The 24,819-nt window shown below is 34.5% G+C and carries 29 protein-coding genes; 2 read left to right on the top strand and 27 right to left on the bottom strand.

Annotation, left to right across the window (positions count from 1 at the left end):
* The first annotated feature begins 100 nt into the window (after positions 1-100).
* Entirely contained in the window at positions 101-808 is a 708-nt protein-coding gene (locus CYJ72_RS07020; RefSeq protein ID WP_066125438.1) for a hypothetical protein, read from the top strand.
* Between the two features lie 104 nt (positions 809-912).
* Here CYJ72_RS07020 and CYJ72_RS07015 read toward each other — a convergent pair whose 3' ends face one another.
* The 22 genes from CYJ72_RS07015 to dnaX all read right to left on the bottom strand — a co-directional run bounded on the left by CYJ72_RS07015 (position 913) and on the right by dnaX (position 20,073).
* Positions 913-2,208: an RNA polymerase factor sigma-54 gene (locus CYJ72_RS07015; RefSeq protein WP_066125440.1), complete on the bottom strand. Its 1,296-nt coding sequence runs from the start codon at positions 2,206-2,208 to the stop codon at positions 913-915.
* Positions 2,209-2,334: 126 nt separating this feature from the next.
* A complete protein-coding gene (gene ypfJ, locus CYJ72_RS07010; RefSeq protein WP_066125441.1) occupies positions 2,335-3,306 on the bottom strand; it encodes a KPN_02809 family neutral zinc metallopeptidase in 972 nt (323 codons plus the stop codon).
* A 64-nt stretch (positions 3,307-3,370) separates the two neighbouring features.
* Positions 3,371-3,859 carry a GNAT family N-acetyltransferase gene (locus tag CYJ72_RS07005; RefSeq protein ID WP_066125443.1) on the bottom strand — a complete coding sequence of 163 codons (489 nt, stop codon included), beginning with the start codon at positions 3,857-3,859 and terminating at the stop codon, positions 3,371-3,373.
* A gap of 22 nt (positions 3,860-3,881) precedes the next feature.
* Positions 3,882-4,940, bottom strand: a complete 1,059-nt coding sequence (locus CYJ72_RS07000; protein WP_066125445.1) for an acyltransferase family protein — start codon at positions 4,938-4,940, stop codon at positions 3,882-3,884.
* A gap of 260 nt (positions 4,941-5,200) precedes the next feature.
* Positions 5,201-5,767, bottom strand: coding sequence for a DNA-3-methyladenine glycosylase I (locus tag CYJ72_RS06995; RefSeq protein WP_101812876.1), 567 nt, complete (start codon positions 5,765-5,767; stop codon positions 5,201-5,203).
* Complete coding sequence (locus CYJ72_RS06990; RefSeq protein ID WP_066125448.1) at positions 5,748-5,930, bottom strand: hypothetical protein; 183 nt, start codon at positions 5,928-5,930, stop codon at positions 5,748-5,750. The genes CYJ72_RS06995 and CYJ72_RS06990 overlap by 20 nt, the downstream gene beginning before the upstream one ends.
* A gap of 15 nt (positions 5,931-5,945) precedes the next feature.
* A complete protein-coding gene (locus CYJ72_RS06985; protein ID WP_101812877.1) occupies positions 5,946-6,956 on the bottom strand; it encodes a YdcF family protein in 1,011 nt (336 codons plus the stop codon).
* A 12-nt stretch (positions 6,957-6,968) separates the two neighbouring features.
* On the bottom strand, positions 6,969-7,856 hold the full coding sequence (gene rsmI, locus CYJ72_RS06980) for a 16S rRNA (cytidine(1402)-2'-O)-methyltransferase (RefSeq protein ID WP_284628865.1): 888 nt from the start codon (positions 7,854-7,856) through the stop codon (positions 6,969-6,971).
* Positions 7,831-8,175, bottom strand: coding sequence for a GIY-YIG nuclease family protein (locus tag CYJ72_RS06975; protein ID WP_066125454.1), 345 nt, complete (start codon positions 8,173-8,175; stop codon positions 7,831-7,833). The genes rsmI and CYJ72_RS06975 overlap by 26 nt, the downstream gene beginning before the upstream one ends.
* A complete protein-coding gene (locus CYJ72_RS06970) occupies positions 8,165-8,905 on the bottom strand; it encodes a tRNA1(Val) (adenine(37)-N6)-methyltransferase (protein WP_101812879.1) in 741 nt (246 codons plus the stop codon). The genes CYJ72_RS06975 and CYJ72_RS06970 overlap by 11 nt, the downstream gene beginning before the upstream one ends.
* A 5-nt stretch (positions 8,906-8,910) precedes the next feature.
* Entirely contained in the window at positions 8,911-9,264 is a 354-nt protein-coding gene (locus CYJ72_RS06965) for an initiation control protein YabA (RefSeq protein WP_066125458.1), read from the bottom strand.
* A gap of 14 nt (positions 9,265-9,278) precedes the next feature.
* Positions 9,279-10,232, bottom strand: coding sequence for a hypothetical protein (locus CYJ72_RS06960; RefSeq protein WP_284628859.1), 954 nt, complete (start codon positions 10,230-10,232; stop codon positions 9,279-9,281).
* Complete coding sequence (locus CYJ72_RS06955) at positions 10,232-10,561, bottom strand: cyclic di-AMP receptor DarA (protein ID WP_066125477.1); 330 nt, start codon at positions 10,559-10,561, stop codon at positions 10,232-10,234. The genes CYJ72_RS06960 and CYJ72_RS06955 overlap by 1 nt, the downstream gene beginning before the upstream one ends.
* Positions 10,562-10,577: 16 nt before the next feature.
* Positions 10,578-11,219, bottom strand: coding sequence for a dTMP kinase (gene tmk, locus CYJ72_RS06950; protein ID WP_284628857.1), 642 nt, complete (start codon positions 11,217-11,219; stop codon positions 10,578-10,580).
* Positions 11,220-11,230: 11 nt separating this feature from the next.
* Positions 11,231-11,827, bottom strand: coding sequence for a recombination mediator RecR (gene recR / locus CYJ72_RS06945; protein ID WP_066125465.1), 597 nt, complete (start codon positions 11,825-11,827; stop codon positions 11,231-11,233).
* Between the two features lie 14 nt (positions 11,828-11,841).
* A complete protein-coding gene (locus CYJ72_RS06940; RefSeq protein ID WP_373276902.1) occupies positions 11,842-12,156 on the bottom strand; it encodes a YbaB/EbfC family nucleoid-associated protein in 315 nt (104 codons plus the stop codon).
* A 179-nt stretch (positions 12,157-12,335) separates the two neighbouring features.
* Positions 12,336-13,274, bottom strand: coding sequence for a 3-oxoacyl-[acyl-carrier-protein] synthase III C-terminal domain-containing protein (locus CYJ72_RS06935; RefSeq protein ID WP_284628852.1), 939 nt, complete (start codon positions 13,272-13,274; stop codon positions 12,336-12,338).
* Positions 13,255-14,559, bottom strand: a complete 1,305-nt coding sequence (locus CYJ72_RS06930) for a F390 synthetase-related protein (protein WP_284628850.1) — start codon at positions 14,557-14,559, stop codon at positions 13,255-13,257. Before CYJ72_RS06930 ends, CYJ72_RS06935 begins: the two co-directional genes overlap by 20 nt.
* 9 nt (positions 14,560-14,568) lie before the next feature.
* Positions 14,569-15,363: an MBL fold metallo-hydrolase gene (locus tag CYJ72_RS06925; protein WP_284628848.1), complete on the bottom strand. Its 795-nt coding sequence runs from the start codon at positions 15,361-15,363 to the stop codon at positions 14,569-14,571.
* Positions 15,329-16,288 (bottom strand): NAD-dependent epimerase/dehydratase family protein, encoded by a 960-nt coding sequence (locus CYJ72_RS06920; protein WP_066125474.1) that lies wholly within the window; start codon positions 16,286-16,288, stop codon positions 15,329-15,331. The genes CYJ72_RS06925 and CYJ72_RS06920 overlap by 35 nt, the downstream gene beginning before the upstream one ends.
* On the bottom strand, positions 16,285-17,544 hold the full coding sequence (locus tag CYJ72_RS06915; protein ID WP_066125476.1) for a glycosyltransferase: 1,260 nt from the start codon (positions 17,542-17,544) through the stop codon (positions 16,285-16,287). The genes CYJ72_RS06920 and CYJ72_RS06915 overlap by 4 nt, the downstream gene beginning before the upstream one ends.
* Positions 17,545-18,042: 498 nt before the next feature.
* Positions 18,043-20,073 carry a DNA polymerase III subunit gamma/tau gene (gene dnaX, locus CYJ72_RS06910; RefSeq protein ID WP_284628841.1) on the bottom strand — a complete coding sequence of 677 codons (2,031 nt, stop codon included), beginning with the start codon at positions 20,071-20,073 and terminating at the stop codon, positions 18,043-18,045.
* A gap of 116 nt (positions 20,074-20,189) precedes the next feature.
* On the opposite strand from dnaX, the gene CYJ72_RS06905 reads away from it, so the two are divergent.
* Positions 20,190-20,744: a hypothetical protein gene (locus CYJ72_RS06905; RefSeq protein WP_066127088.1), complete on the top strand. Its 555-nt coding sequence runs from the start codon at positions 20,190-20,192 to the stop codon at positions 20,742-20,744.
* A 122-nt stretch (positions 20,745-20,866) separates the two neighbouring features.
* Here the strand turns inward: CYJ72_RS06905 and CYJ72_RS06900 are convergent, their stop codons facing one another.
* The 5 genes from CYJ72_RS06900 to CYJ72_RS06880 all read right to left on the bottom strand — a co-directional run bounded on the left by CYJ72_RS06900 (position 20,867) and on the right by CYJ72_RS06880 (position 24,815).
* Positions 20,867-21,160, bottom strand: coding sequence for a PfkB family carbohydrate kinase (locus tag CYJ72_RS06900; protein ID WP_066126173.1), 294 nt, complete (start codon positions 21,158-21,160; stop codon positions 20,867-20,869).
* A 29-nt stretch (positions 21,161-21,189) separates the two neighbouring features.
* Positions 21,190-21,531 (bottom strand): PfkB family carbohydrate kinase, encoded by a 342-nt coding sequence (locus CYJ72_RS06895; RefSeq protein WP_066126171.1) that lies wholly within the window; start codon positions 21,529-21,531, stop codon positions 21,190-21,192.
* Between the two features lie 203 nt (positions 21,532-21,734).
* On the bottom strand, positions 21,735-21,893 hold the full coding sequence (locus CYJ72_RS06890) for a hypothetical protein (protein WP_157064794.1): 159 nt from the start codon (positions 21,891-21,893) through the stop codon (positions 21,735-21,737).
* Positions 21,894-22,070: 177 nt separating this feature from the next.
* Positions 22,071-23,549 (bottom strand): IMP dehydrogenase, encoded by a 1,479-nt coding sequence (guaB, locus tag CYJ72_RS06885; RefSeq protein ID WP_066126169.1) that lies wholly within the window; start codon positions 23,547-23,549, stop codon positions 22,071-22,073.
* A gap of 408 nt (positions 23,550-23,957) precedes the next feature.
* Positions 23,958-24,815 (bottom strand): DUF1129 domain-containing protein, encoded by an 858-nt coding sequence (locus tag CYJ72_RS06880; protein WP_066126167.1) that lies wholly within the window; start codon positions 24,813-24,815, stop codon positions 23,958-23,960.
* Positions 24,816-24,819: the final 4 nt, after the last annotated feature.

Genomic DNA, 24,819 nt, shown 5'->3' with positions numbered 1-24,819 from the left:
AAGCATATATTCTGACATCAGACTGTTACATAAATGTGATACAAGTCTCCGTAAATTTCTGTTAGAATATAGTGTGATACATAAATAGAAAGGTGTTACTATGAAAAAACTTATTTTATTACTATTAACGGTTATCTTAGCCGGTGTATTATATATAAACTTTATTCCTCAATCTTTCAATTCAAATGAAATGAAAGAGGAACAAACCACATTAAGCGATAATAACAATGGATCGCAAGTCGAAATCGTCTCTGATAATCAAACAGAAGCTGAGGCCACTATAACTTCTACTGAAGCTGATGCGATCAAGCCATCTGAGGCTGAAACGACAGTAGACTCTTTATTTAACGAATCGATTATTAATGACCGAGATTTTCCTCAAGCAAATGTACCAGAAAATCTGCTAAATGTTGATATTTATACAGCTATTAACGAATACTATATCGCTAATTATTCAAAAGAAGAAAAAACTGCCAATCAAACAGCCTTAACTGATGTCGAATTGGATAACCTAGCAGAAGTATTAAATCAAAAAGATGCATTAAGTGGCTTAGAATTAACCGTTGACCAGGTCACAATGAATCTTGACGATGAAAAAGTTTATATACCTAGAGTCATTGTTCCTGTAACTTATGAAAATGCTCAAAGGATTGCTGAAGATCATGATATTAACATCCTATCAGACGTTATGACGGAAATTGGTAATCGATTAATAATGATTGCTTATTATAATCCTCAAGAGAAAGAACTCTATGTTTATCATTTAACCAATTGGACTAAACCACTCTTTACATATACTCAAGAGTAACTCTGGATATAATTAAGACCTTAGATGTTAGAATAAAACTAACATTTAAGGTCTTTTTCTATCTACTGATTCCGAAGTTTTATTTAACTAGACTATCCACTAAACTATTCTAAAGCCTTACGATAATCAGCTACTAATTGTTCACTCATAATAATTTTTTGGGCTGCTAACTGAGCCACTATTTCATTATCTGAAAGTTCTTGTGGTGCATTCTCAATAATATTAGCCATAATTTCTTTAATATTAACAGTATTAAGTCCTCCACGTCCTTGATGATGAGTAACATTAATTAAATCCGTTAATGGAATAATGCCAAATTTGATTTCAAGGTTTTTATTCGTAACGACTAAGTGAGCCAGCGCTTCTGGTATATCCAAATCTCTCGCTAAATCTTTAATTAAATAAGGGCGTTTCTCGTTTTTTATTTCCATTAAATAATCTTTTTGGGCCAATACTAGTGCTTTAACTGCTGCTAAGACTAATTGTTCACGAACACGAAGATTATAAGCTAATACTTGGAAATTTTCTCGATGAGCAGTGATATATTCAAATAATTGCGTATCATTTTGGAGAGCCATCTCATCGTAATATTTTTGATTAAAAATAATTCTTGGATAATATTGACGATTATAACGTAGTTCAATATCATCTTGATTATAACGAACCGAAACATCTGGGATAAGATTCACTTTATCCGCTTTGTCAAAAACGGCTGCTGGTACAGGTCTTAAAGAATGAAAATAATTTAAGCCGGCTTCAATTTCCTCATTAGGTAAACCACTCACTTGATGAATGCTTTCAACATCTTGCTTTGAAACTAAATCAAAATACTCTTCTAATAAAAGATATGCAATATTAGGAGCATGACTATCTTGCTCTGTTTGCAACATTAAGCATTCTTGTAAATCATATGCCCCTACACCTGCTGGTTCTAACTGTTTGAACAAAGTCATCGCATCAAGAACTAAAATATCATCTTCATTCAGTTTTGTTGCTAACTCTTGATAATTATAAGGTAAATAACCTTTCTCATCTAGATAGTCCACTAATCTTACCATCACATCCCGTATCGGTGTATGGCGATACATCATAATTTGCTCAAATAAAAACATAATCAAGCTCTGTGCCATCCCAGGTGAATTACGCTCTACCTCATTTTCTATATGTTGGTAATTAGCATTTTTTATTGTGGATACTCGTGTCTCAAGTGCATAATCAATTTCTATAAAAGGATTTTCTATAATGGCTTCTTCAATATAATAGGTTAATTGTTCTGTATTCAAATCTAAAATTTCATATAACTGATCTGTATTTGGACTTTTCTCAATATTGTCTTTTAATAGCTCGTTTGTCGTGATTTTTGATAATCTTTGCCACTTTTCTTTTAATCTTTTTTCCAATCATAACACCTCTATTCCATAATTACATTTTCTCAATCAAAAAACCGGTCTTACCAGCGTTAAGGCTATCTCCCTTTCACGTGGAAAAACCGGTTATTAGCTGTCTTGCAAATAATAACGAAGTTATTAAATATCTGTATTAAAAGTATCTCCATGTTGGAAGTCAGCATATTCAAAACCTCTTAAAAACCAAGTTCTTCTTTGCTCTGAACTTCCATGTGTAAAGCTATCAGGCACTACGTATCCATAAGCTTCTTTTTGTAAGGTATCATCGCCAACACTATGAGCAGCTTGTAATGCTTCCTCAATATCGCCCATTTCTAGTAAACCTTCTTGTTTTACATAATTTGCCCATGCTCCCGCATAATAGTCTGCTTGTAATTCCAAACGCACTGTTAAATCATTAGCTTGTTTGGTAGACATTCTTTGACGAACACTATTATAATCATCCATCGTACCCACAAGTTTTTGAACATGGTGTCCTACTTCATGCGCGATGACATAAGCCATTGCAAAGTCACCGGGCGCATTGTACTTAGTGGTTAAATCCCGATAGAACTGTAAGTCAATATACACTGTTTCATCAGCTGGACAATAGAAGGGACCTGCTTGAGCACTACCGACACCACAACCACCAGTGGAAATACTGTCTGTATAAATAACCAGACTAGGCTCACGATAAGTTTTACCCATTGAGTCAAACATACTATGCCAGTAGTCTTCCGTCGTTGCTAAAACCGCTTGGAAAAATTGCACTTCTTTATCTGAAGCATTTAATGTCTGACCATCCGTATTGGTACTATTGATTGAGTTATCAACACTCACTTCTTCTGAAGGTATGATATCTCGATTATAAATCGTACTATTATTTAGATTTCCCAATCCACCTGAACCTAAAAAAGTAAGCAATAAGAACAAACCTAACAATATGAGTTTCATCCTACCTGAAGTACGAGACAATAATAACCATATTAAGCCGCCACCTAATCCCCCGCCAGAAGAACGCCCTCTACCAAAGCTACCTGGAAAAGAAGTTCCTCTAGATTGATTACGGCGGTCCTCGACATTCCTACTCTTTCGAACATCTTCCCATTTCATATTAATTTCCTCAATTCTTTAAATATTCCTTTATCATCATTTTACCATATAAGCTAAGCGTGTACTAACTTTTTATGACTTTTTCATAGATAAAGTCATTCATTATATACCCTTCGCCAATATCTACGTATCGTTCCCCCACTTTAGTAAAACCACGATGCTCATATACAGCAATAGCCAAATGATTCCCTTGATTAACATTCAAAAATAATGTTTTTCCTTTACCTAATGTTTCGTACCAATCAAAGACGGATGACATTAACCCCTTACCGCGAAAAGATTGACTTAAATACAATTTACTAATATAAATTTTTTCTCCTTGGTCTTGGAATGCAGTATAACCTACGGGCTGGTTATTATACTCTAAAAAATAATAATGCACATCGTCTTGAATTTCTTGCGTTATATTATCGATTGATTGGTAGTGTCGCATCATATACGCCACCTGTTCCTCCCCAATGATTGGAGTGAATACTTCCTTCCAAATTACCGAGAGTAGCTCAAATAGTTGTTCTATTTCTTGTGGTGATTTAACTTCTTTGATTTGTAACATACCCCTCTCAAGTCCTTCCTTTTTAAATTTCTTCTTTTAAATAATTCATAAAATAATTCACCATCGCTAACCCTTTATGCGTGATCACATTCATTAAAGGATGGAGTATTCTTTCGGTCACCATTGAAATCATCATCGTGATAACAAAAACTAATATAGCTGAAAGTATTCCCCCACCTATCATTTGGAAAAAACCGTTAAAACGTTGATTGTCAACAACGCCCCAAATAATTGGTCGCATTATCGGATGTTCGTGAATTAGATAGACGGTAAAGGTTAATCCACTTAAATAATTAACAACAGGAGAAATAAAAACTTTACTTTCCTTGGCATATAAAAATAAACTGAAGCTTAAAATAACAGTGAGCAAGCCATTTTGTCGCAATTGTATGAGCACATCATTTAGCTTTTCTGGAACAAAGTGACTCACTAAGTGAAACCAAATAATGGATAAAATCGTTATTGCGAGCGTTGTTAACCCAACCATCTCCCAAGGCACTCGCGATAATTTATCACCAGTATATAATTTTATATAGCTTACAGCTAAATATAAAAATACAAACCAAGTAAAATTAATTAAACCGATTGCCGCTAAATTTAAACTCGGTAAAACTATCCACAGGATAAAAAGTGTCCATAAAATGAATTCTAACCCGTTTTTCCCGACTAAACTTATGAGTTTATTTAAACCCGGTATGAAAAGTAAAAGTAAAATATAGGTTGTAGCAAACCAATAGGCATCGGGAAAGGGGAAAATAGATAAATAAACATCTTTTTTATCTAAATGAAGAAAGTAAGCCGCAATCGCGAGAATCCCAATGGAATAAAGCCAAACCTGAACGCCAATTCTGATTACTCGTTCAATTTTGAAACTTTTACCCACTAAAAAATAGGCACCAATCATCACAAAAACATTTGAACCTAATTTTCCACCAATTCTTAAAATATCTAAAGCTATTTGTTCAATCGTTGAATAACTAGGCGACTCATACGTCCCATGTACTGCGAAATGGCTACCAACTATTAAGAACATTGAAAATATTCTTAATAATTCAAAATTTGATTGTCTTTTTTGACTCATGCTATGCCTCCTTAAATCCTGTCTATTATATCAAAACTTCATTCTGATTACCTTTTAAAAGCATTCTGTCCTCAATTATGTAAAAATTAATAATACTTTTATAAGAAATTACCACTACTATGTGCGATAAAAAAGGTCATTGCCTCATTCGAGATAATGACCTTGTCTTTTGACGGATTGGACTTTCTGCCCAGTCTCCTGTCTTTTATATAGAATGAATTGGATTTTCTGCCTAATGCATGACTTTTGTGTTTGCATTATTAGCGAAAATGGCAATGGATATCATGATCATTCAAGATACCAATTGCTTGCAAATAAGAATAAACCGTCACACTGCCTAAGAATTTAAAGCCTCTTTTCTTCAAGTCTTTCGTCACTTCATCACTTAAGTCAGACTGAGCCAGCAGAGGTTGACCTTGTTCACGCACAAGGGTTTTGCCATTTGTAAAAGACCAAATGTAATGATCGAAACTACCAAATTCATTTTGAATATTTATAAATGCTTGAGCATTATTAATAGCGGCTCTAATTTTTTGTTGATGACGTATAATACCTTCATTGCTCATTAAAGACTGAATTTTCGATTCATTATAATGAGCGATTTTATGATAATCAAAGTAATCAAAGGCTTGGTCAAAATTATCTATTTTTGATAAAACGAGCTGCCACGATAAGCCGATATGAAAAAGTTCTAATATTAACCAGCGAAATAATTGTTGATCATTGTGCTCTGGCTTTCCCCAAACCTCATCATGATATTGAACATAATAATCGGGCTTTCCTTCAATCCAATGACACCTTGAAAGATTATTTGTTTTCATGCTCATTATGGTTCATTTCTGCTAAAGCTTCCTCATCGAATGAAAACTGATTCGCCAAATCATCCTGTTCTGCTATTTCTTCCTCTTCAAAGCTAATCCCTAAGTTATGAATAGCTTCTTCTAGTTCACGCTTACGTTTCATTAATGTATCTTCATCTTTTAATGCCATTTTGTCACTCTACTTTCACATAAAAATTTTGTAAAACTCCGTCACGATAATATAAACAATATAAAACACACTGACTTCCTTTGTTAATAATAAGATTGCCAAAAATTCTCTTACCACTGCATAAGGCCAGGATATGATGGCGGTTTTTGACCCTATATACCGGGCTACTACTTGGTATTTTCTGGCGAAAAACGAAGTGCGAGGTAAATGATAAGTGCTCGTCACAATGACAAGTGATCGATCCTTACCCAAATGTCGGATTAACGGCTTGGTAAATTGAATATTTTCAGCTGTATTACGAGCTGATTTTTCTAAAATAATTTGAGACTTGGAGATGCCTTGTTTCATTAAATAATGGGCCATCACTTCCGCTTCAGTCATCCCATTAGCTGCTGCATTGCCACCTGACACCAAAAAATAAGTTTCATTTTGTATTACTGAAGATAAAGAGCGATAAAAGGTAATCGCTGAATTTAAACGATGTTTTAAATCAGACTTTACTTGCCCTTCATCATTAATATCCGTCCCTAATACAAAAATTAAATAGGGCTTCTTCTTTTTATAACTGACTTTTATTAGCCAACTAATCAATAAATAACTAATAAAAAAAGCTGTAAAATAAATCGCAATGGAACTATATAGACTAATAATAATTGTTAATTGAACATCACGGATATTAACAAGATTATACAAGCTATAGACAAAAAATGCCAAAATGACACTCGCTAAAATAATACTAAGTGCCCGTCCAAAATAGGATATCGATTGTTTCGTTTCCCTTAGTAAAATTAAAATGCCTAATGCTAATAAGATAAACGGAACGATTGCTAACAAAACTGCACTTACCAAATATAGAAAGTACCTTAGTATAAAAATAGGCAACCAATTACTCATTTGAAATAATGCCATAATCAAACTTGTCAAACTAAAAATAGCACAAAAAGCAGGTGAAATCGATAATTTTTGATGAGAAAGTGCATATATTCCGATAACTAAAAAAATAAATGCATTAATCCAGTATAACACTTCCTCCCCCCTCTAATGATTGACATCTGTAGGATTATGATACGCTTGGTAGACCAATTGTTTTCTTAACCCATTTAATTTCGCAACCTCTTTAATAGCTTCCATTGATGAAACCCCATATTCTGCTATCCATTGGTCCACTTGTTCCTTTAATGGCAATTCAAGATCAATGACAACAGAATTGACCGCTGTAACACCTCGTCCACCTTCAACTAATAAAACAAATTCTCCTTTTATTTCATTATGTTCTAAAAATTCCAGTATCTCAGACAGCTTTCCTCGTAAATATTCTTCATATTGCTTTGATATTTCACGCGCTAACACAATTTGAGTGTCTGCTGATAAATATTCAGCTATTCTTTTGACGGTTTTTTTTAAACGAAAGGGTGACTCATAAAAAATGGCTGTTTCGTTTCTTTGGCCAATAAGAATTACTAAATCCTTTTGTTCCTTCGTTTCGCGTGGAAAAAAACCATAATATGTAAATCTTTCCGCATTAAGTCCTGAAGCAACAAGAGCGGTAATCGCAGCATTCGCACCTGGTAACGCTATGACCGAAATATTATGTTGAATAGCTGCTTGTACGAGCGGATGACCAGGATCATTTATTAACGGCATCCCTGCATCCGAAACCAGTGCTAAGTTTTCGCCTTGAACTAATCGCTCAATCAATTGTATCACTTGATTTTGACTACTATGCTCATGAAAACTCATCATTGGTTGTTTAATTTCAAAATGATTTAACAATTTAATCGTACGACGAGTATCTTCAGCTAAAATTAAGTCAACCTGCATTAAGGTATGAATGGCTCGAAACGTCATATCTTCAAGATTGCCAATAGGAGTCGGAACTAAATATAGTTTGCCGTTACCATCAAGATAACTCTTTTGTTGATTCATCTTCTGCTTCCTCCTGACCGTTGACTAAAACAAAGGTGCCATTGCTATAATCTTGAACACCTGCTGCTTTTAAATACTGCTCTTTTTGCATACGCGTTTGTTTTTTAAAATGATATTCTTGCGACATTGCTTTCTGTTTCGTTGACCATCGTTCTGCATAAATTAGTTTTACAGGTTGCCTTTTTTTAACGCGTGTATATTTTGCGCCCTTACCCGTTTGATGTGCTAAAAGTCTCTTGGACAAATCATTTGTATAGCCACCATATAGCGTATTATCCTGACAATATAAAACATAGAAAAAATGTGTGTCATTCTCCAAAATAAATAGCCTTCATTTCTGGAGTATATTCTCCGTTTTCTTGATGAACTATGAGGGGTGGCTCAATCCGAATGCCCCGTCGTCCGCCTCGATAAATTGCTTCAATCAACACGATATTCGCTAACGCTCCGACTTTGGGATACGCAAACTTAATCCTTTTTACTGAAAAACCATGTTGTAACAAGCCCTCCATTAAATCATCCAAACGTTCGGGACGATGGACAATATATAAACGCCCTTTGTCTTTTAATAGTTTGCTCGCCTTAAATAACCATTGCTCCATTGTGAGCGACACTTCATGTCTTGCTAGATGGTGACTGGTTAAACGATGGATTTCTTTGGAATTTTCTAATAAGAAATAGGGAGGATTGCAGGTAATAAAATCATAATCCGCATTCCCATGTGGAAATTCATTTAAATCGCCTTCGTGTATCGTAATCTGATTTTCAAGTTGATTGAGTTCAATACTTCTACGAGCCATTTCGACTAATTCTGATTGCAGTTCAATGCCCTCTAGTGGATTAGTCGTTTTAGCACTTAAAATAATCGGGATAATACCATTGCCTGAACAAAAATCAAGATATTTAAATTGTCGCTTTTGCGGCAGATTAACAAAATCCGCTAAAAGAACCGCATCTAAAGAAAAGGAAAAAAACTTTTTGCTTTGAATGATTTTTCTATTTTCTCTAAATAAAAAATCTATTCGTTCAAATTCTTTTAATTCAACCAATCATGTCACCCTTTTGTTAATCGCATTAATACATCTTGACAAAATAAACAATCTTCCGAAGACTGACGACGTTTCCCAAATAATTCATGACATACATGAATACCATCATCATAAAAACCTTGTAGACGATCTTTACCACTAATATGCTGTTCCTCGATTGGGGTATCTTCCTCTTGAGTCGTTGATTCATTTACAAGCTTTTGTAACTGATCTTCAAGATTATGATTCAACATCCGCAATCGATTATTCTCTTCTTTCAACTCTAATACAACTTGTGTCAATTGAAGAATATTATTTTGATATTGTTGCTGTTGGTTTTGAATATTATTAATTAATTCTTGTATATCTTGATGTATCATCATTCTCCCCCTCTCTATTTAATCAGATTTAAAACAATCCGTTCTAATACTAATTGAGATGAAACATTCGCATTAAGATATTCTTTGGCTTCAATTAACTGTTGATTAATGGCTAACAAGTCTAGTGTTGAAATCGCATGTTTTTCAATAATTGATTGTAACCAATTCAGTGAAACACTTTTTTCAGTTGAATTAGAGAAAGTATGTAATAAAGTTTGATGATTTAATAAAGTTAAATAGTCTAAACCTAAATCAATTTTTTGAGTGGTTAAAATGGACTTCATGCGTATAGGAATTAGCGCAAAGGCTAAAGGTGATTTCGTTAGCAGTAACTGATAAAACTCATTGAGCCCCTTAAACCATTCTTCTAATTCTACTGGATCAAACTCTCTTAACACCTGACTCGTGGTCCCTGGTAATAAAGACAAAACTTTTTGATAATTTTTGGCTATTTGTACATCTGAAAAATCATCTTGAAAGTCATTCGTAAAAATAATATTTTGTGCTCGTGAGCGAATGGTCGGCAATAACGAATCCACTTCAATCACATCTAAAATAATGTAAATTTCACTATTTGGTTCTTCCAATATCGTTAACAGTGCATTTGAGGCAGAAGGATTCATTAAGTCAGCTTGATGTATAATCGCCATTTTAAAATCAAATTCAACCGGACTGCGATTAAGCCAATTACGCAACTCTCGGATTTGATCAACTTTAATATTTCTACCATCTGGTTCTAAATATAAAACATCCGATATCTGGTTATCTATTACTCTTTGACATTCATTACACTGACAACAAGGTTGCCCCACTTCTGAGAAGTTAGGGCAAACCATAGCTTGAATCAAAGATTCTATTACTGTATTTTTTGCCTGTAAATTATCTCCCGAGAAAATATAGGCATGGCACAAATGCTGCGACGATATTTGACGGTAGAAATAGTGGCTAAGTTGTTCCTCCACCTTCATTAGAAACGATGGAACGCATCAATCGGTAATACAAATACTGTTGCGCCTCCTACTTTCACTTTTACTGGATAAGATGCTGTCACATCTAAACTTACGTCCAAGTTGACTGGTGAAGAAATAAATTGCTCGCGCGATTGACAACTATTTTTTATAATGTCCAATACTTCATCCACACGATCCTCTTCAATCCCTACCATAAAAGTAGTGTTTCCTGAACGTAGAAATCCACCGGTTGAACTTAATTTAGTTGCCCGAATATCTGCTTCATAAAAAGCATCACTTAAAATATTTTTATCTTGATCTTGAACGACCGCAATCACTAATTTCATCATGTTAACTTCCCCCTTATTGTTTTTCGACTAATAACTTTTCAATTTTTCCTAAACTATCTTGGACAACCGCATCTATTGTTTGAGTTCCATCAATTACTTGAATTCGTTGGTGTTCTTTTGCTAGTGTGAGAAAAGCATCACGAACTTTATGATGAAAATCGATGGCTTCTCGGTCTAAACGATCAAATTTCTCGTCTTTACGACCTTGGTGTATCCGCTCTAATCCAACTTCTGCTGGAACATCAATTATTAAAGTTAAATCTGGTAAATGGCCTTCGATAGCAAATTGATTAATTTCCCAGATAGAGGCCATTGCAATATCTCGGGCTAAACCTTGGTAGGCTAAGGAGCTATCAATGAAACGATCGCAAATGACAATTTTATCCGCTTCAAGTGCCGGTAACACAATTTCTACTAAATGTTGTCTTCTTGCAGCAGCAAATAATAATGCTTCCGTACGTTTATCCATCTCTATATTGTTAACATCAAGAATGACATTCCGAATTTGTTCAGCTATATTACTGCCACCTGGTTCTCGTGTCACCACAATATCCTGATGACCTTTTGCTTCTAGTTCGCGAACCAAATGTTGAATAACTGTCGTTTTTCCCGCACCTTCAGGTCCTTCTAATGTAATAAAATATCCTTTTCTCAATGATACTCTCCTTATAACTCTCGACGACCCTCAATAGCCCTAAACAAAGTCATTTCATCAGCATATTCAATGTCACTACCAACTGATAACCCATGAGCTAATCGTGTCACTTTAATTCCTGCTGGTTTTAATAGTCGTGATAAATACATAGCCGTTGCTTCACCTTCTGCTGTAGCATTGGTTGCCACAATCACTTCTTGAACTGTATCATCTTGTAATCTTTGAATCAACTGAGTGATATTTAAATCATCGGGCCCAATCCCATCCATCGGTGACAAGACGCCATGTAAGACATGATAAACCCCTCGATATTCTTGCATTCTTTCTAATGACATAATCGCTCTTGTATCTTCAACTACCAAAATCACCGAACGATCCCTTGTTTCATCCTGACAAATCGGACATGGATCTGAATCTGTAATATTGCCACAAACACTACAATACATTAAATCACGTTTAACACTGATTAAATTTTGGGCAAACTCCGTTACTTCTCGCTCATCCATTTCAATTACATAGAATGCTAACCGTGCTGCTGTCTTCGCACCAATTCCTGGTAATTTAGTAAAACTATTAATTAATTTAGCAATAGGTGCTGGGTATTGCATCAATGACATCCTCTCTAGAACGGTAAGTTCATTCCTTTAGTATATTTACCTAAACGCGCTTCTGTCGTTTCGTCAATTTCATTCATTAAGTCGTTCAATGTCACAATCAATAAATCTTGTAACATTTCTGGATCGTCTGGATCGATTAAGTCGGATGAAATTGCTAAATCCGTTACTTCTTTTTTGCCATTCATTTTAATAGTTAATAAACTATTGGCATCACTTTTTTCAAAAATAGTTTCTTCAATGTTTTTTTGTTCTTTAGTCATCTCTTTTTGCATTTTTTGGATTTTCTGCATCATTCCTTGCATATTTCCCATATTGCCCATTCCTCTTGCCATTATTTGGCCTCCTTTACTTATTAATATTATATCAAATTATTGATTATATATTGCTTTAAAACACTTATTTTAATCAAATAATGATAATATTAGTCTTCTTAAAAATTATATCATAGTCTATGACTTAATAAAATTACCTACTTACCTAATTTACAAAGAGAACGATTTTATAATTGAATCAGCATGCAATTCATCGTTAAACCTGCAGCCGTGCCGATAAGTAAGATTAAATCTCCTTCTTTAATTTCTTCTTGATCCATCGCTAAACCTAATGTATAAGGAACTGAGCCTGAAACCATATTGCCTAGCTCCTCAAAATAATTGATAAGTTGTCCTTTTTTTAATTTTAATTTTTTCTCAACGATGAACAGAGCACGAGAAGCTTGGTGAGGAACAATTTTTGAGATATCTGCCAACTGAATATTATTATGTTGCAACGTTTCCTTTAACATCTTAGGTAGCTTATTTAAAGTCAGCATTAGGACAGTTTTTCCATCCATATCAAATAAGAAATCTTCTTTTGTGTCTTCGGAATAGAGTGAAGGACCATAGGCCGTGAGCCCTCCTCTAATTTCAGTAGTATGAGCACCTTCAGACCAAGTCTCTTGTTTAGAATATAAGATGCCTTTATTTTCTTTAGTAGATTCGACAATAAAGGCTACTCCACTGTCACTAAACAGGCGATAACTCTCTTCTTGATTGGGATTAATAAAATGGGATACTAAATCCCCCGATACGATTAATATTCTTTGGTATAACTCCGTTACCAAAAAAGAACTCGCTACGTCTAGAGCGGTGATAAAAGAGGTACAAGTCGTGTTCACATCCATACAAGGAATACCAGAATGAGGAGCAATTCTCTCTTGTAATAAGGCTGCTGTGCATGGAATCATTTGCACCATGCCCGCACTGGCAACGATAATCAAATCAATATCACTCATCTCGATTCCAGCCTTTTCAACCGCTTCCCGACTGACTTTTTCATACATATCTAATTGATACGAATTCTTGGCACGATAAGGATGCCACCATCTTGAACCATCCTTGAATTTAATTTCATCAGGTCCTTTGGTGTAAGCATAACTTCTAATCTTCATTCTTCTCATAAGTAATCTCCCCTCTATATTGGACTTGAGCTAATTTTTGTGATCTCATCCCTCTTTCAAAAGGATAAATCAAAACTTGTAAGGGTTGAACATTAAACTTTTCAAACAAATTATTAAATTCTTCTTGAATCGATTGATCGATGACCTTACATTCATTAGGTTGTTCATATTCAACTTCACAAATAATTACATTTTGATATTGAGTGACACGATAACGACTTATCCCCTTAACAAACAACATTAACCTACGAATAAAATCAGCGTATATTTTAACTTTGTCTCCTTGTGAGTTAAATAGCCAAAACGCATCATCTTCACGTCCTTCTATTTTTTCAATCACCGTCAACGGCGAGCCACATGAACAAGGTTCTCCTATATGGAGGATGTCATTTAATCGATACCGAATCACTGGTTGAACTGTTCGATGTAAATCGGTAATGATTGGGATAAAGCGCTGTTTATCTAGCCACTCTTTCTCAAAATAGACGATGTCTTCACATAAATGAAAACTACCGTGTGGACAAGTATAGGCTAAAAAACCTTCTGTACATTGATAAACTTGACTAATAAAAGGCACTTTAAAAAATTGTGCTAACAATGCTTTTTGTTGTTCTTCTAATACTTCGGCTACGCTGATTACAAGATCTAGTTTTTTAAAAGGAGATTTTTCAAAATAATGACGGATATCATATAAAACAGATGGTGGTGCAATAATAATATTAGGGTCTTGCTTTTGCAAATGTTTCATTAACAGTTTAAAATCTTTTTCTAAATCATAGTAATCTAATCTCAGACCCGGTTTATTTAAAGAAGAATATAAATTATTATTGGCTCTCATAAAGAGGGCAATATTATTGCCTAACCATTTCTTTTTAGGTAGTAATTTTGCTAGTGCATTAGCCGCCCACAAAGCCTCTTCCCCTTTAGATAAGGTATATAGCCCACGATGGCCACTCGTTCCAGATGACAGTCCAACTGAGATTCCTTGATAACGCGATTCAAATTCACGGGTCTTTTCCCCCTGTAAAGCCAACTTCATGGCTAGGTCCTTTTTTAGACCCCTGGTATTTATTTGATCAAAATGTTCCATCCATTGTTGTTTTTTCATAACTGGAAAATCAAGCAAAACTCTCCCTTTATAGGGTTGGTAATAAGGAGATTGTTGCGTCACTTGCTCGAGTTGTCGCTCTAATTTAGTTTGCTGTAATTGTTCTAATTGCTCACGTTTTAAATGTGACAACTGGTACCTAGTAAAAATAAATTCTTTAATAAATTTCAATAACATATTCTTCTCCTAAAACAAGCGTGATTCTGACTGATGATCATGGGTCAGCTCAATTCGATACCCCTTTTCTGACAGCAGGGATAATTTTTGATTCGTTTCTTGATATTGTTGCCAATTATTCTGTATCATTCGTGCTGTGAATGTATATCTTTTCAATTCTTCTGATGACATCCAATCTTTACGCCAATTAGCATCAATCGCTAAAATTATTTTTTTTTGCGGAAAAAATATTCCCATCATTTGGCAACTATGACCACTCAAATCTAATGCAATCATCTCATTATTTAAAGGACAAGCATTAAAAGATATCCCTTCTATCTCTAATCGCTTTGAATAATTTAGGGTGGTGATGTTGGGTGATAGTGCTCCGATCATCGCTTCCTTCATTGGTTTAATCCGTTGCCATCTTAATAATTGACGATAGGCTACTTCCGTCATGATCCAATGAGCATGGTGAAAACGATAAAGATGACCAATATGATCTGGATGCACATGAGTTAAATAAACCGTCTTGATATCCGCAGGTGTTATGCCCAATTTATCGAAAGCACTGATAAGATCTAACTGATAAGGTTCAATCGTCATAATTTTGCGATAAATCGCCAAAGCCCAGTGCCGTTTTAAAATCCCCTCACTATAACCACAATCCACCATCGACCATTGATTTTGCGTTTTAATTAAAAAACAACTGGCTGGAAAAAATATGGGGGTGGGAGTTGCTTTGTTGCGAATAAGATTTTCTTTGACATAACAACCACCTATATGCACTCTATAAATAGCGTCGATACCACTCACTATACTCACCTATTTTCTCTTCTAATCTCACAATGGGTTGATACCCCAATTCCTTTTTAGCTTTTTCAATTGATAATGTTTGTGAAAAAGCAATGGTTGATAATGTATATAATGTTAATGGCGGTTCTTTTGATTCGGGATATAACGTTTCTAACAACCGCGCTAATATCGATAAAAATTGATAAGGAATTTTACGAAATTTAGGCGTTAAATTAAATTGTTGGTAGAGCATCTCAATAAGGCTTTGAAAGGTTATCGGATTGCCATCCGTAATATTATAAATTCCGTTATCCACTTTTGATTCAAGAGCTAAAATACATGCATGAACCACATTTTCAATACAACTCACATCCATTAAATTTTGACCACTATTAAACAACGGAATGCCTAGTTTTTTCTCAACTTTAATTAATCTCGGTACAACACTCGTATCTCCCACTCCAATCAATGCTCGTGGTCGAATGATGTTGAATGATAAATTTGATTTTTGCACAATCATTTCAGCTTGTTTTTTCGTTTCAATATAATAATTTAAGGGTCTGATTGAGGTGATGTTGGTGGTTTCTTCTACAAAGGTTTGATCTTTTAACTGGGCATAAACACTAGGCGAAGAAATATGTACAAAGCGCTTCACTTGATGCTTTTGACTTTCTATCATTAAATTTTCAGTTGCTAAAACATTTGAATCATAAAATGATTGATACGTGCCCCACGCTGAACTTTTAGCAGCACAATGAATAACATATTTGATTTCATTTTGATTAAATAGAGACGCTACCTGTTGTTTATCACTTAAATCGATTGCTTGATACGGTATCATATCGTATTTAGGTTGCGTTCTTGAGATACCGAGGATGTTTGCTCCATTTTTTACTAATGTTTTGGCTAGCTCTCCCCCTAAAAACCCTGAAACGCCTGTTATTAATATCATCATTTCGCTCCTCTTAGAATACCTTCCACTATGTTTAATAAATTCTGTTCTGTGTCATACTCCATTAATTTATTTTGAAGTTGATAAAGCCTTGTCCAATCGTAAACATTTGCTTGTCGTATCGCTTGCGTCATCTCTTCAGCATCTTTTATACGGATACTGGCACCAAAATAATCTAATCTAGCAGCAAAGTCAAACTGATCCCACACTTGCGGAAAAACAATACTAGGAACCCCCCATTTAATACAGTCATAAGCAATCCCAATACCACCATGATGAATCACCAAATCAAATTGACTAATATTTTCAGAATAGGATAAATAACCAAATCTAATTAAATTATCTCCCATCCAAACGGGTTCATTTTCTGATAAATCTAAATTACCATCTGAAAGTACAAATAAGTATTCAGGAAACTGTTTAATGAGGGTAGCATATTGTTCCTTTAACTGATCGTTCATCCCTTCCAATATCGTGCCAAATGTAAAAAAGATGTATTTTTTAAACCCACTAGGTAATTTACGCTCGCCATTTTTCACACTCACTGAAGGAATACTGGGTCCAATATGATGAAGATACGCTGGTAAATGAGTATTAAATTCAATTTCTTTCATCCCTAAACCTAGCACCATCTGATTTGAATAATAATTTTCACTGCCATCTGGTCGATAGACACGCCAACCATGCTCTTTAAAAATTCGCCTTCTACCGTACCAACGTTTAATGTTTTTTAATATTATCCAGCCCATTCGATTGCGTAACGCTCCCAACAAGCCTTTTTGTGGATAAAGCCCTCCCAAAAAATAGGGAACATCTTGCCAAGGATTATTCGATTCGATAATTTGATGTGATGGTAAATCTGTTATAAAAGGAATCTTTAATGTTTCACATGCATAACTAGCAAATAAGGTCGAAAAATCATGAATACACAATGCCGGTTGTTCTTTTTTTAATATCGTTAAAAATTCAATATAGGCTTCAATCAAGAAAGTATCCATAGCACTTAAAGTATTAAACATTCTTGATAGTGAATGTTTGATTCGCTTATCTTGGGCAATTTTGATAAGAGTTTGGAACTCATCCTGAAAATCGTCTAATATCGTAACACATCTAAGCCCAAGAGATTCGATCAACTTTTGCTTTTCTTTCGTTGTGACCATTACTACTTCATAACCATTCCTTTGTAGCATTTGCGCCAATCCAATTTGTGGATTTAAGTGACCTGCTAATGGAATACTGACAAAAAGTATTTTTGCCAAACTGATTCCCCCTTTCTTTCTCTATATATAAAAAAAGAGCTAAGTAAATAATACTCAACTCTTAATCTCAACTAATTTTAGCCTTGATATGTCATCTAAATATAACTAGTTCAATAAGTTTTTGATTTAAAATTGAGGTTTTGTTTTTGATTCATTCATTATCTACTTAACCTTCACTACAAATAGCATTACTCAATATTACTTATAAACTAATTTTAGCACATTATATTCCTTAAATTCCATGATTAACTCTGACCCACAAGTTATCGAATAAATATTAAGTTATTTAATTTGAAGAAAAAACTACTTGAGTGAGATCCTAAACATTACACCTCATACTTAAATAGAGTAACCACAAATGACTCACACATCTAACCATGAAGGAATAAATTTGAATAAAGGTATATATGCAAAAATAACCAAGAATATCTCATTATTTTGAAATATGTCTCGGTTATTTTGGGACTTTTCCTAATCTCTCTTTTAATATTATGCAGTTTATTTATCGTAATAGATATTAATATTATCTTCACCAAAAATTTGAATAGCCTGAGTGACTGAATCTGGTATTTCTGATTCCGCTTCATCTTTTGCTAAATCATCTTCATTCGATTTTGCTTCTGATAAGCGTTTTTGTTTAAACGCCTCTTGGATTGAAACGGCTGGTTCACCTAGTTCGGCTTCTCTTTGAGCTAATTCATCTGGGGTTAATGGCTTTGATTCCTCATTCATTTGGTCAAGGTAATGATCAACCCTCATCAGCCCCTCTTGTTCAGAACGCGACATAGTTGCAGGGGCATTTTGACCGACATTCTTTTGACCAACATTCTCTTGTGCAGATTGATTGTCAGAGTCTGCTTGAAAATGATCCACACCCTCCGGTTTTATTTTGGATGTGGGTTCTTGGTGCATTGAATGTTCTCTTAAGGGGTTACCACCATTTTTTTCTCTTAAGATTTTATAATCATTGCGAACGGTTCGCCATTCACTTTCAATAATATAGACAAAAACCATTGATTCGCCTAATCGTTTCTCTGCCACATTAATGAGCTGTTGTTCCAAAGCTTGATCATGTTGTACTAAACCACAAAAAGCAGCATTCGAAAAACTAATTAAGGCAACACCCGGACCTGCCGCCAGTGGTACGGTACCATTAAACTTCACTCTCTCTTGAGGAGCAATCATTGATAAAATCATCGACCATTCCTGTTTTAATCGAGTAATATGTGCACGCGTTGCTTGGTCCAATACATCATAAATTTTTTCTGTCATTTGCTGATATTCTTGTTGTGCTGTTTGCGGTCGTACTCTTGGTGCTTCAAAGCGATTTGACTGTGGTGGCGTTGGTGCCGTTTGTTTTAATTGTTGCTCTAACGCATTTATTTTTTCTTCTAAAGCAATAATTTTATTGTTTAACTTTATAACCGCTTCAGAATGGGTGCCCTCATCACTCTTTATTTCAGCATTTTGAGCTAATTGGACTGTAATTACTTCTAAATATAAATCTGGTTGGTTGCTGAATCGCATTTGATTTTGTGCTTGATTCAACTGATCAATCATTTTGAAATAAAAATTAACCTCTACTTTTGCTAACAAATCTGTTAATTCTTCATTTGACAGTAAGGTATAATTTTGTTTGGTATGAGCTGATAATAAAATATCTCGAGCAAATAAAATTAATTCTTCAATAAAACGGCTTGCTTGCTTTCCCTTTTGACTAGCATCTTGAACTATTTTTAATGCATCATACCCTTCACCGGCAAAAACATCTTCAATATAGCGGACATACTCTTGATGACTGATGCTACCAGATACTTGTAAGGCTGACTCGATTGTTAAATCTTCACGGTATGATAATGCTTGGTCTAATAAACTTAAACTATCACGCATCCCACCATTCGCTGTCCTAGCAATTATTTCTAAAGCTTCAATTTCATAGTTAACCTGATTATGATTTAATATATACTCCATTCGCGCAATTAAATCTTGATTATGAATGCGTTGAAAATCAAATCGTTGTGTTCTTGAAATAATTGTTGCTGGAATTTTATGTGGTTCCGTCGTAGCCAATATAAAAATAACATGACTCGGAGGTTCTTCTAATGTTTTTAATAAAGCATTAAACGCTCCTGTCGTTAGCATGTGCACCTCATCGATAATATAGACCTTATACTTCGCAATCGTCGGCGCATATCGAACTTTATCGCGGATATCACGGATTTCTTCTACACCATTATTACTTGCCGCATCTATTTCAATCACATCGGCTGCTTGACCTCGTGTTATAGCTTGACACACTTCACATTCATTACATGGATTCCCGTTTTGAGGATTTAAACAGTTGACGGCCTTTGATAATATTTTTGCCGCACTCGTCTTACCGGTTCCTCTTGGTCCAGTAAACAGATAAGCATGACTCAATTGTTGATGACTCACTGCATTGGCCAGTGTTTCGGCTATCATCTTTTGTCCTACCAATTCATCAAATGATTGTGGGCGCCATACCCTATATAGGGCTTGATAACTCATCTATTTTCCTCCTCTTTGATTATTACACCTTCTCATTATATCGAAACAACCGTTTAATTTCTAGTTAATTAGGAAGGGATAAAGTATAATATAATCAAAAAACAGGAGACATTTAAATGACCTTATTAGATAAAATTAAAGAAAAATATGCTCAACATCCTGAAATGCCCTATATTAGTCCAGAACGTAATTTAGCTGCTTGGCTTGAAGAAGTCGACACATCCAGTAATAAATTAGTACCCAAACGCAATATGATTCGGCTAGATGGAGGGTATTTACCAGGCCATATCATTATTCTTTGGCGAGTACAATTTGGCACCTACACCAATGAAACGGTTATCTCAAAATATTTTGAATATAAATATGGTATAGATGCAAAGAAAGAAATGGACACTTTAATACAAGATGGCTATGTAATTGAATTAGGTGCACTGGAATCTCTCGAATTCCAAACAGCTGGTCAATTAAAAAACTATTTAAAGAATAAAGGTATACATGGCCTTAGCAAGATGACCAAGGCACAATTAGTTGAAGCAATACAAGAACACTTTCCTGAAGAAGAATTAGGAGAATTATTTACGATTAGAAAATATAAATTAACTAATAAAGGAGAAAAATTACTAACTAAATACCCTGAAATCATTGATAAACACCCAAAGAAAAAGTTTTAATATAAAAAAGTTTCGATTCTACTTTGATGTTTCCCAGACAAAATAAACTAGGAAATAATTCATGCCTGTTCATGAAAACAAAGTAAATCGAAACTGTTATTGTAAGGATGCTTTAATATATTTTAACGAATAATATTGCCTCCACTAGTTTTCATAAATTGTTCAACTTGATCAGTTGTAAACCAATTAGCATCTCCAAAAATAGTATGTTTTAGAACAGACGAAGCCATTGCAAATTCTACCAAAGATTGGGGGTCTCTATGTTTTATTATTCCATCAATAATTCCGGCAGCGTAAGCATCACCAGCGCCTACCCTGTCTACTACGTATTGAATCTGGTGTTTTTTTGAATGAAAAACTCTTTTCGTCTCAGAATCATAATAAAAGCCTGTCAACTGGTAAGCATTAGGTGTCATTGAAATACGATTTGTCCCAAAAATAGCTTCTACATTTGGATATTTTGAGCTATTTGATCCAAAAACTTTTCTGAATTTGACTCATCTTCTATTTCAATATCCATAAAATGTTTCGCATCTAATTTATTCGCAGATAAAACATCTACATATAGTAGCACTTTTACAAATGCCTGTTTTGCTTCTTCTTGACTCCATAACCCACTACGATAATTCATATCAAATACAACTTTAATTCCTTTAGATTTAGCAAATTTTATTAATTCTAATAAATATTCATGCCAAAATTCACTTAGTCCCAGAGTTATTCCTGTCGTATGAAAAATATTGATTCCATCAAATAGACTCTCCAAATCCCATTCTCGTTCCTTCATATTAGCAATTTCAGAAAAAGCTCAATCATAAACAACGGTACTAGCTCTTAAATCTGAACCAACCTCAACATAATAACTTCCTAACCTACCACTACCTTTGGAAATAATATATTGAGTATCGACACCTACCGCATTTAATTCATAATAAATATTTTGAGCTAATTCATTAGCGGGTACTTTAGTAGCATATCGAACCTTATTTCCTACATTGCTAAATTGTGAGCAACATTCGCCTCTGCTCCACCAAAAACAACTCGTAATTCTGATAAGTGTCGCAGGCGTTCATTGGGGGTTGTGGAAAGTCTTAGTAAAGATTCGCCCAGAGTTAACACTTTGACCATTGCTTCATCACTCCTAATCATCTTTTTAATCCCATTCATTTCTTTTTGGGAATGTATCTCTTTATAAATAATATACGAATTAAGTATACTTAATTGTAAACGCTCTTTCAAGATAACATAGAGAAAAAAGAGTGGATTGGGAGAAAAAACAAATTTTACTCTTTTCCACTCTTAATAAAATATTATTAATCTTCTCTTTTATTGTCTTGAATAATTTGGTGCTTCTTTTGTGATGCTAACATCATGTGGATGAGATTCAATTAATCCAGCGCCACTCATACGTATAAATTGAGCTTCTTCACGTAATTCACGTAAATTAGCCGAACCAGTATAACCCATTCCGGAACGTAAACCACCTATCATTTGGAAGACAATATCGGCTACGCTACCTTTATAAGCCACTCGCCCTTCAATTCCTTCTGGAACTAATTTGTTTGCTTCGTTTGTCGATTGGAAATAACGATCACTTGAACCTTTTTCCATCGCAGCTAAGCTACCCATACCACGATACGTTTTAAAACGACGACCTTGATAAATTTCAAATTCTCCTGGAGATTCATCAGTACCTGCTAACATACTACCTAACATGACCGCATGACCACCCGCTGCAATTGCTTTTACGATGTCACCAGAATATTTAATGCCACCATCAGCAATTATCGCTTTATTATATTCTTTTGCTGCTGATGCACATTCATAAATAGCAGTTAATTGAGGAACGCCAACACCTGCTACGACACGTGTGGTACAAATTGAACCTGGTCCAATTCCTACTTTAACAATATCAACGCCTACTTCAAATAATTCTCTCGTTGCTTCAGCGGTTGCGACATTGCCGGCAATAATCGTAACATCTGGAAATGCTTGACGGATTTCTTTAATCTTACGAATGACCCCTGCACTATGACCATGAGCTGTATCAATAACTAATGCATCGACTTGTTGTTTAATAAGGGCTTCTGCTCTTTCAAAGGTATCACTTGTAATTCCTACAGCAGCCGCTACTAATAATCGTCCATGTTGATCTTTCGCAGCGTTCGGAAATTCAATTACTTTTTCAATATCTTTAATAGTAATTAGTCCAGATAATTTCCCTTGATCATCTACTAATGGTAGTTTTTCAATACGATGTTCATATAATATTTTCTCTGCGGATTCTAAAGATGTTCCAATTGGTGCGGTCACTAAATTGTCTTTCGTCATATAATCTCCAATTGGTAAATCATAATCTTCAATAAACTTCATATCACGATTGGTAATAATACCCACTAACAATTTATCTTCCATCGATTTGACAATTGGAACCCCACTGATGCGATATTGTGACATTAAATTTTCTGCTTCCGCTAGTGAATGACTGGGTGTTAAGTAAAATGGATCTAAAATAACGCCATTTTCCGAACGTTTAACTTTACGTACTTCATGTGCTTGATCGCTAATGGACATGTTTTTATGGATAACACCTAAACCACCCTGACGTGCCATCGCAATTGCCATTTTTGAGTCGGTCACAGTATCCATACTTGCACTAATAATCGGAATATTTAGCTTTAAATTAGGAGCTAGCTCCACCTTTAAATCGACATCATTTGGTAATACTTCGCTTTTTGCTGGTACTAATAAGACATCATCAAATGTATAACCTTCTCTAGTAAATTTTGTTTCCCAATTGGACATTTTATACCTCCTCGAGTTTATTGTATTATAGACTATCACTCACGGATAATTTTTTCAAGACTTTTTTATCAAATAAACGAAATTTAATTTAATTTTAATGATTATCTTTCGATTTTGCAAAAAACATTTTCCATTCTATATTGGACATAATCTATAAATTTTTTCTTAGCAAATACTTTCATGAGTGGGCAACAAGTTGAAAATTAAATAATTTTCGTTTATCCTCCCCAACATAGTCGAGAGTGATCAGGAAGTAAAAAGGATTCATCGCATGTTTGGATGTCCTTTTCATTCAAGCAAATTTATAGGAAACATCCATATTTTATACTTCTCACCCTCTTCATATAAATAACAAGATGAGACCAAGCAAAAATTCTGTTTCTGCTTAGTCTCATCATTCATGCGTCTTTAGAATACGCCACCTTTAATATTCAATACTTTTTTAATGTAAAATCGCGCTATCATAGTAACGGCACCTATTATTAATAAGGCAACAGGCGGTAAAATAGGATTAATGATACTTGGCGCAAAAGCTGTTACTAAACTGACTGCAGCCACCCAACTAATCATTGCTAAAGTTGACATTCCAAAATATTTAAAATATCCTTTTTCTCCCTTAGGTGCATCAGGTTTTGGTAAATTTCTTGCTATTAATAACATTGCAAACCCAGCTACAATATAATTCACAATTAAAGTTAATAAGCCAATTCCAGTAATACTTGGAGTTTTAGAAGTCATCAATGATAAACCGGTCATTAAGGTATAAATTGATCCTAATAATAAGGCACCGTCAAGCCCAATTTTCCAAGGTTCAGATGGTGTATTATCATCAACTTTTTCAGTTGGAAAATGTTGTTGCTTAATAATTTCAACACATTCGGTTGGCGTTCCATACAAATGTTTCGCAGTTTGTCCGGTTTTTTGGCCTTGAATTAAAGTATCTGCAATTTCATTAATAACTGCTTTAAAAGTAGTTCCTTCCTTATCGATACTTTCCAATTGTTTTTCAACAGATAATAAATATTGTTGATTTTTCTTAGTTATCTGATTAAATGTAGCTAAGTTTATCCCCGGAATAATTGATGATTGATTTTCATTGTTATCTGCTAATTGTTCTTTATAATCTGATGATAACTCACCATTTTGTTGAGCTTCTTCCATTGCTCCTGCTGGCTCTAACTCTGCCTGGGAGGTGCTTTCAGTAATTGCTTCTGCTACATTTTCTTTCATTTCAGATTCTGAATTTTGATTTAATTTTTCTGTCATCGAT

Source organism: Globicatella sanguinis (genome assembly GCF_002847845.2).
In the GTDB taxonomy this organism is placed as follows: domain Bacteria; phylum Bacillota; class Bacilli; order Lactobacillales; family Aerococcaceae; genus Globicatella; species Globicatella sanguinis.
The sequence above is the reverse complement of the archived record's forward strand: the minus strand, read 5'-3'. Positions and strand labels throughout refer to the sequence as shown.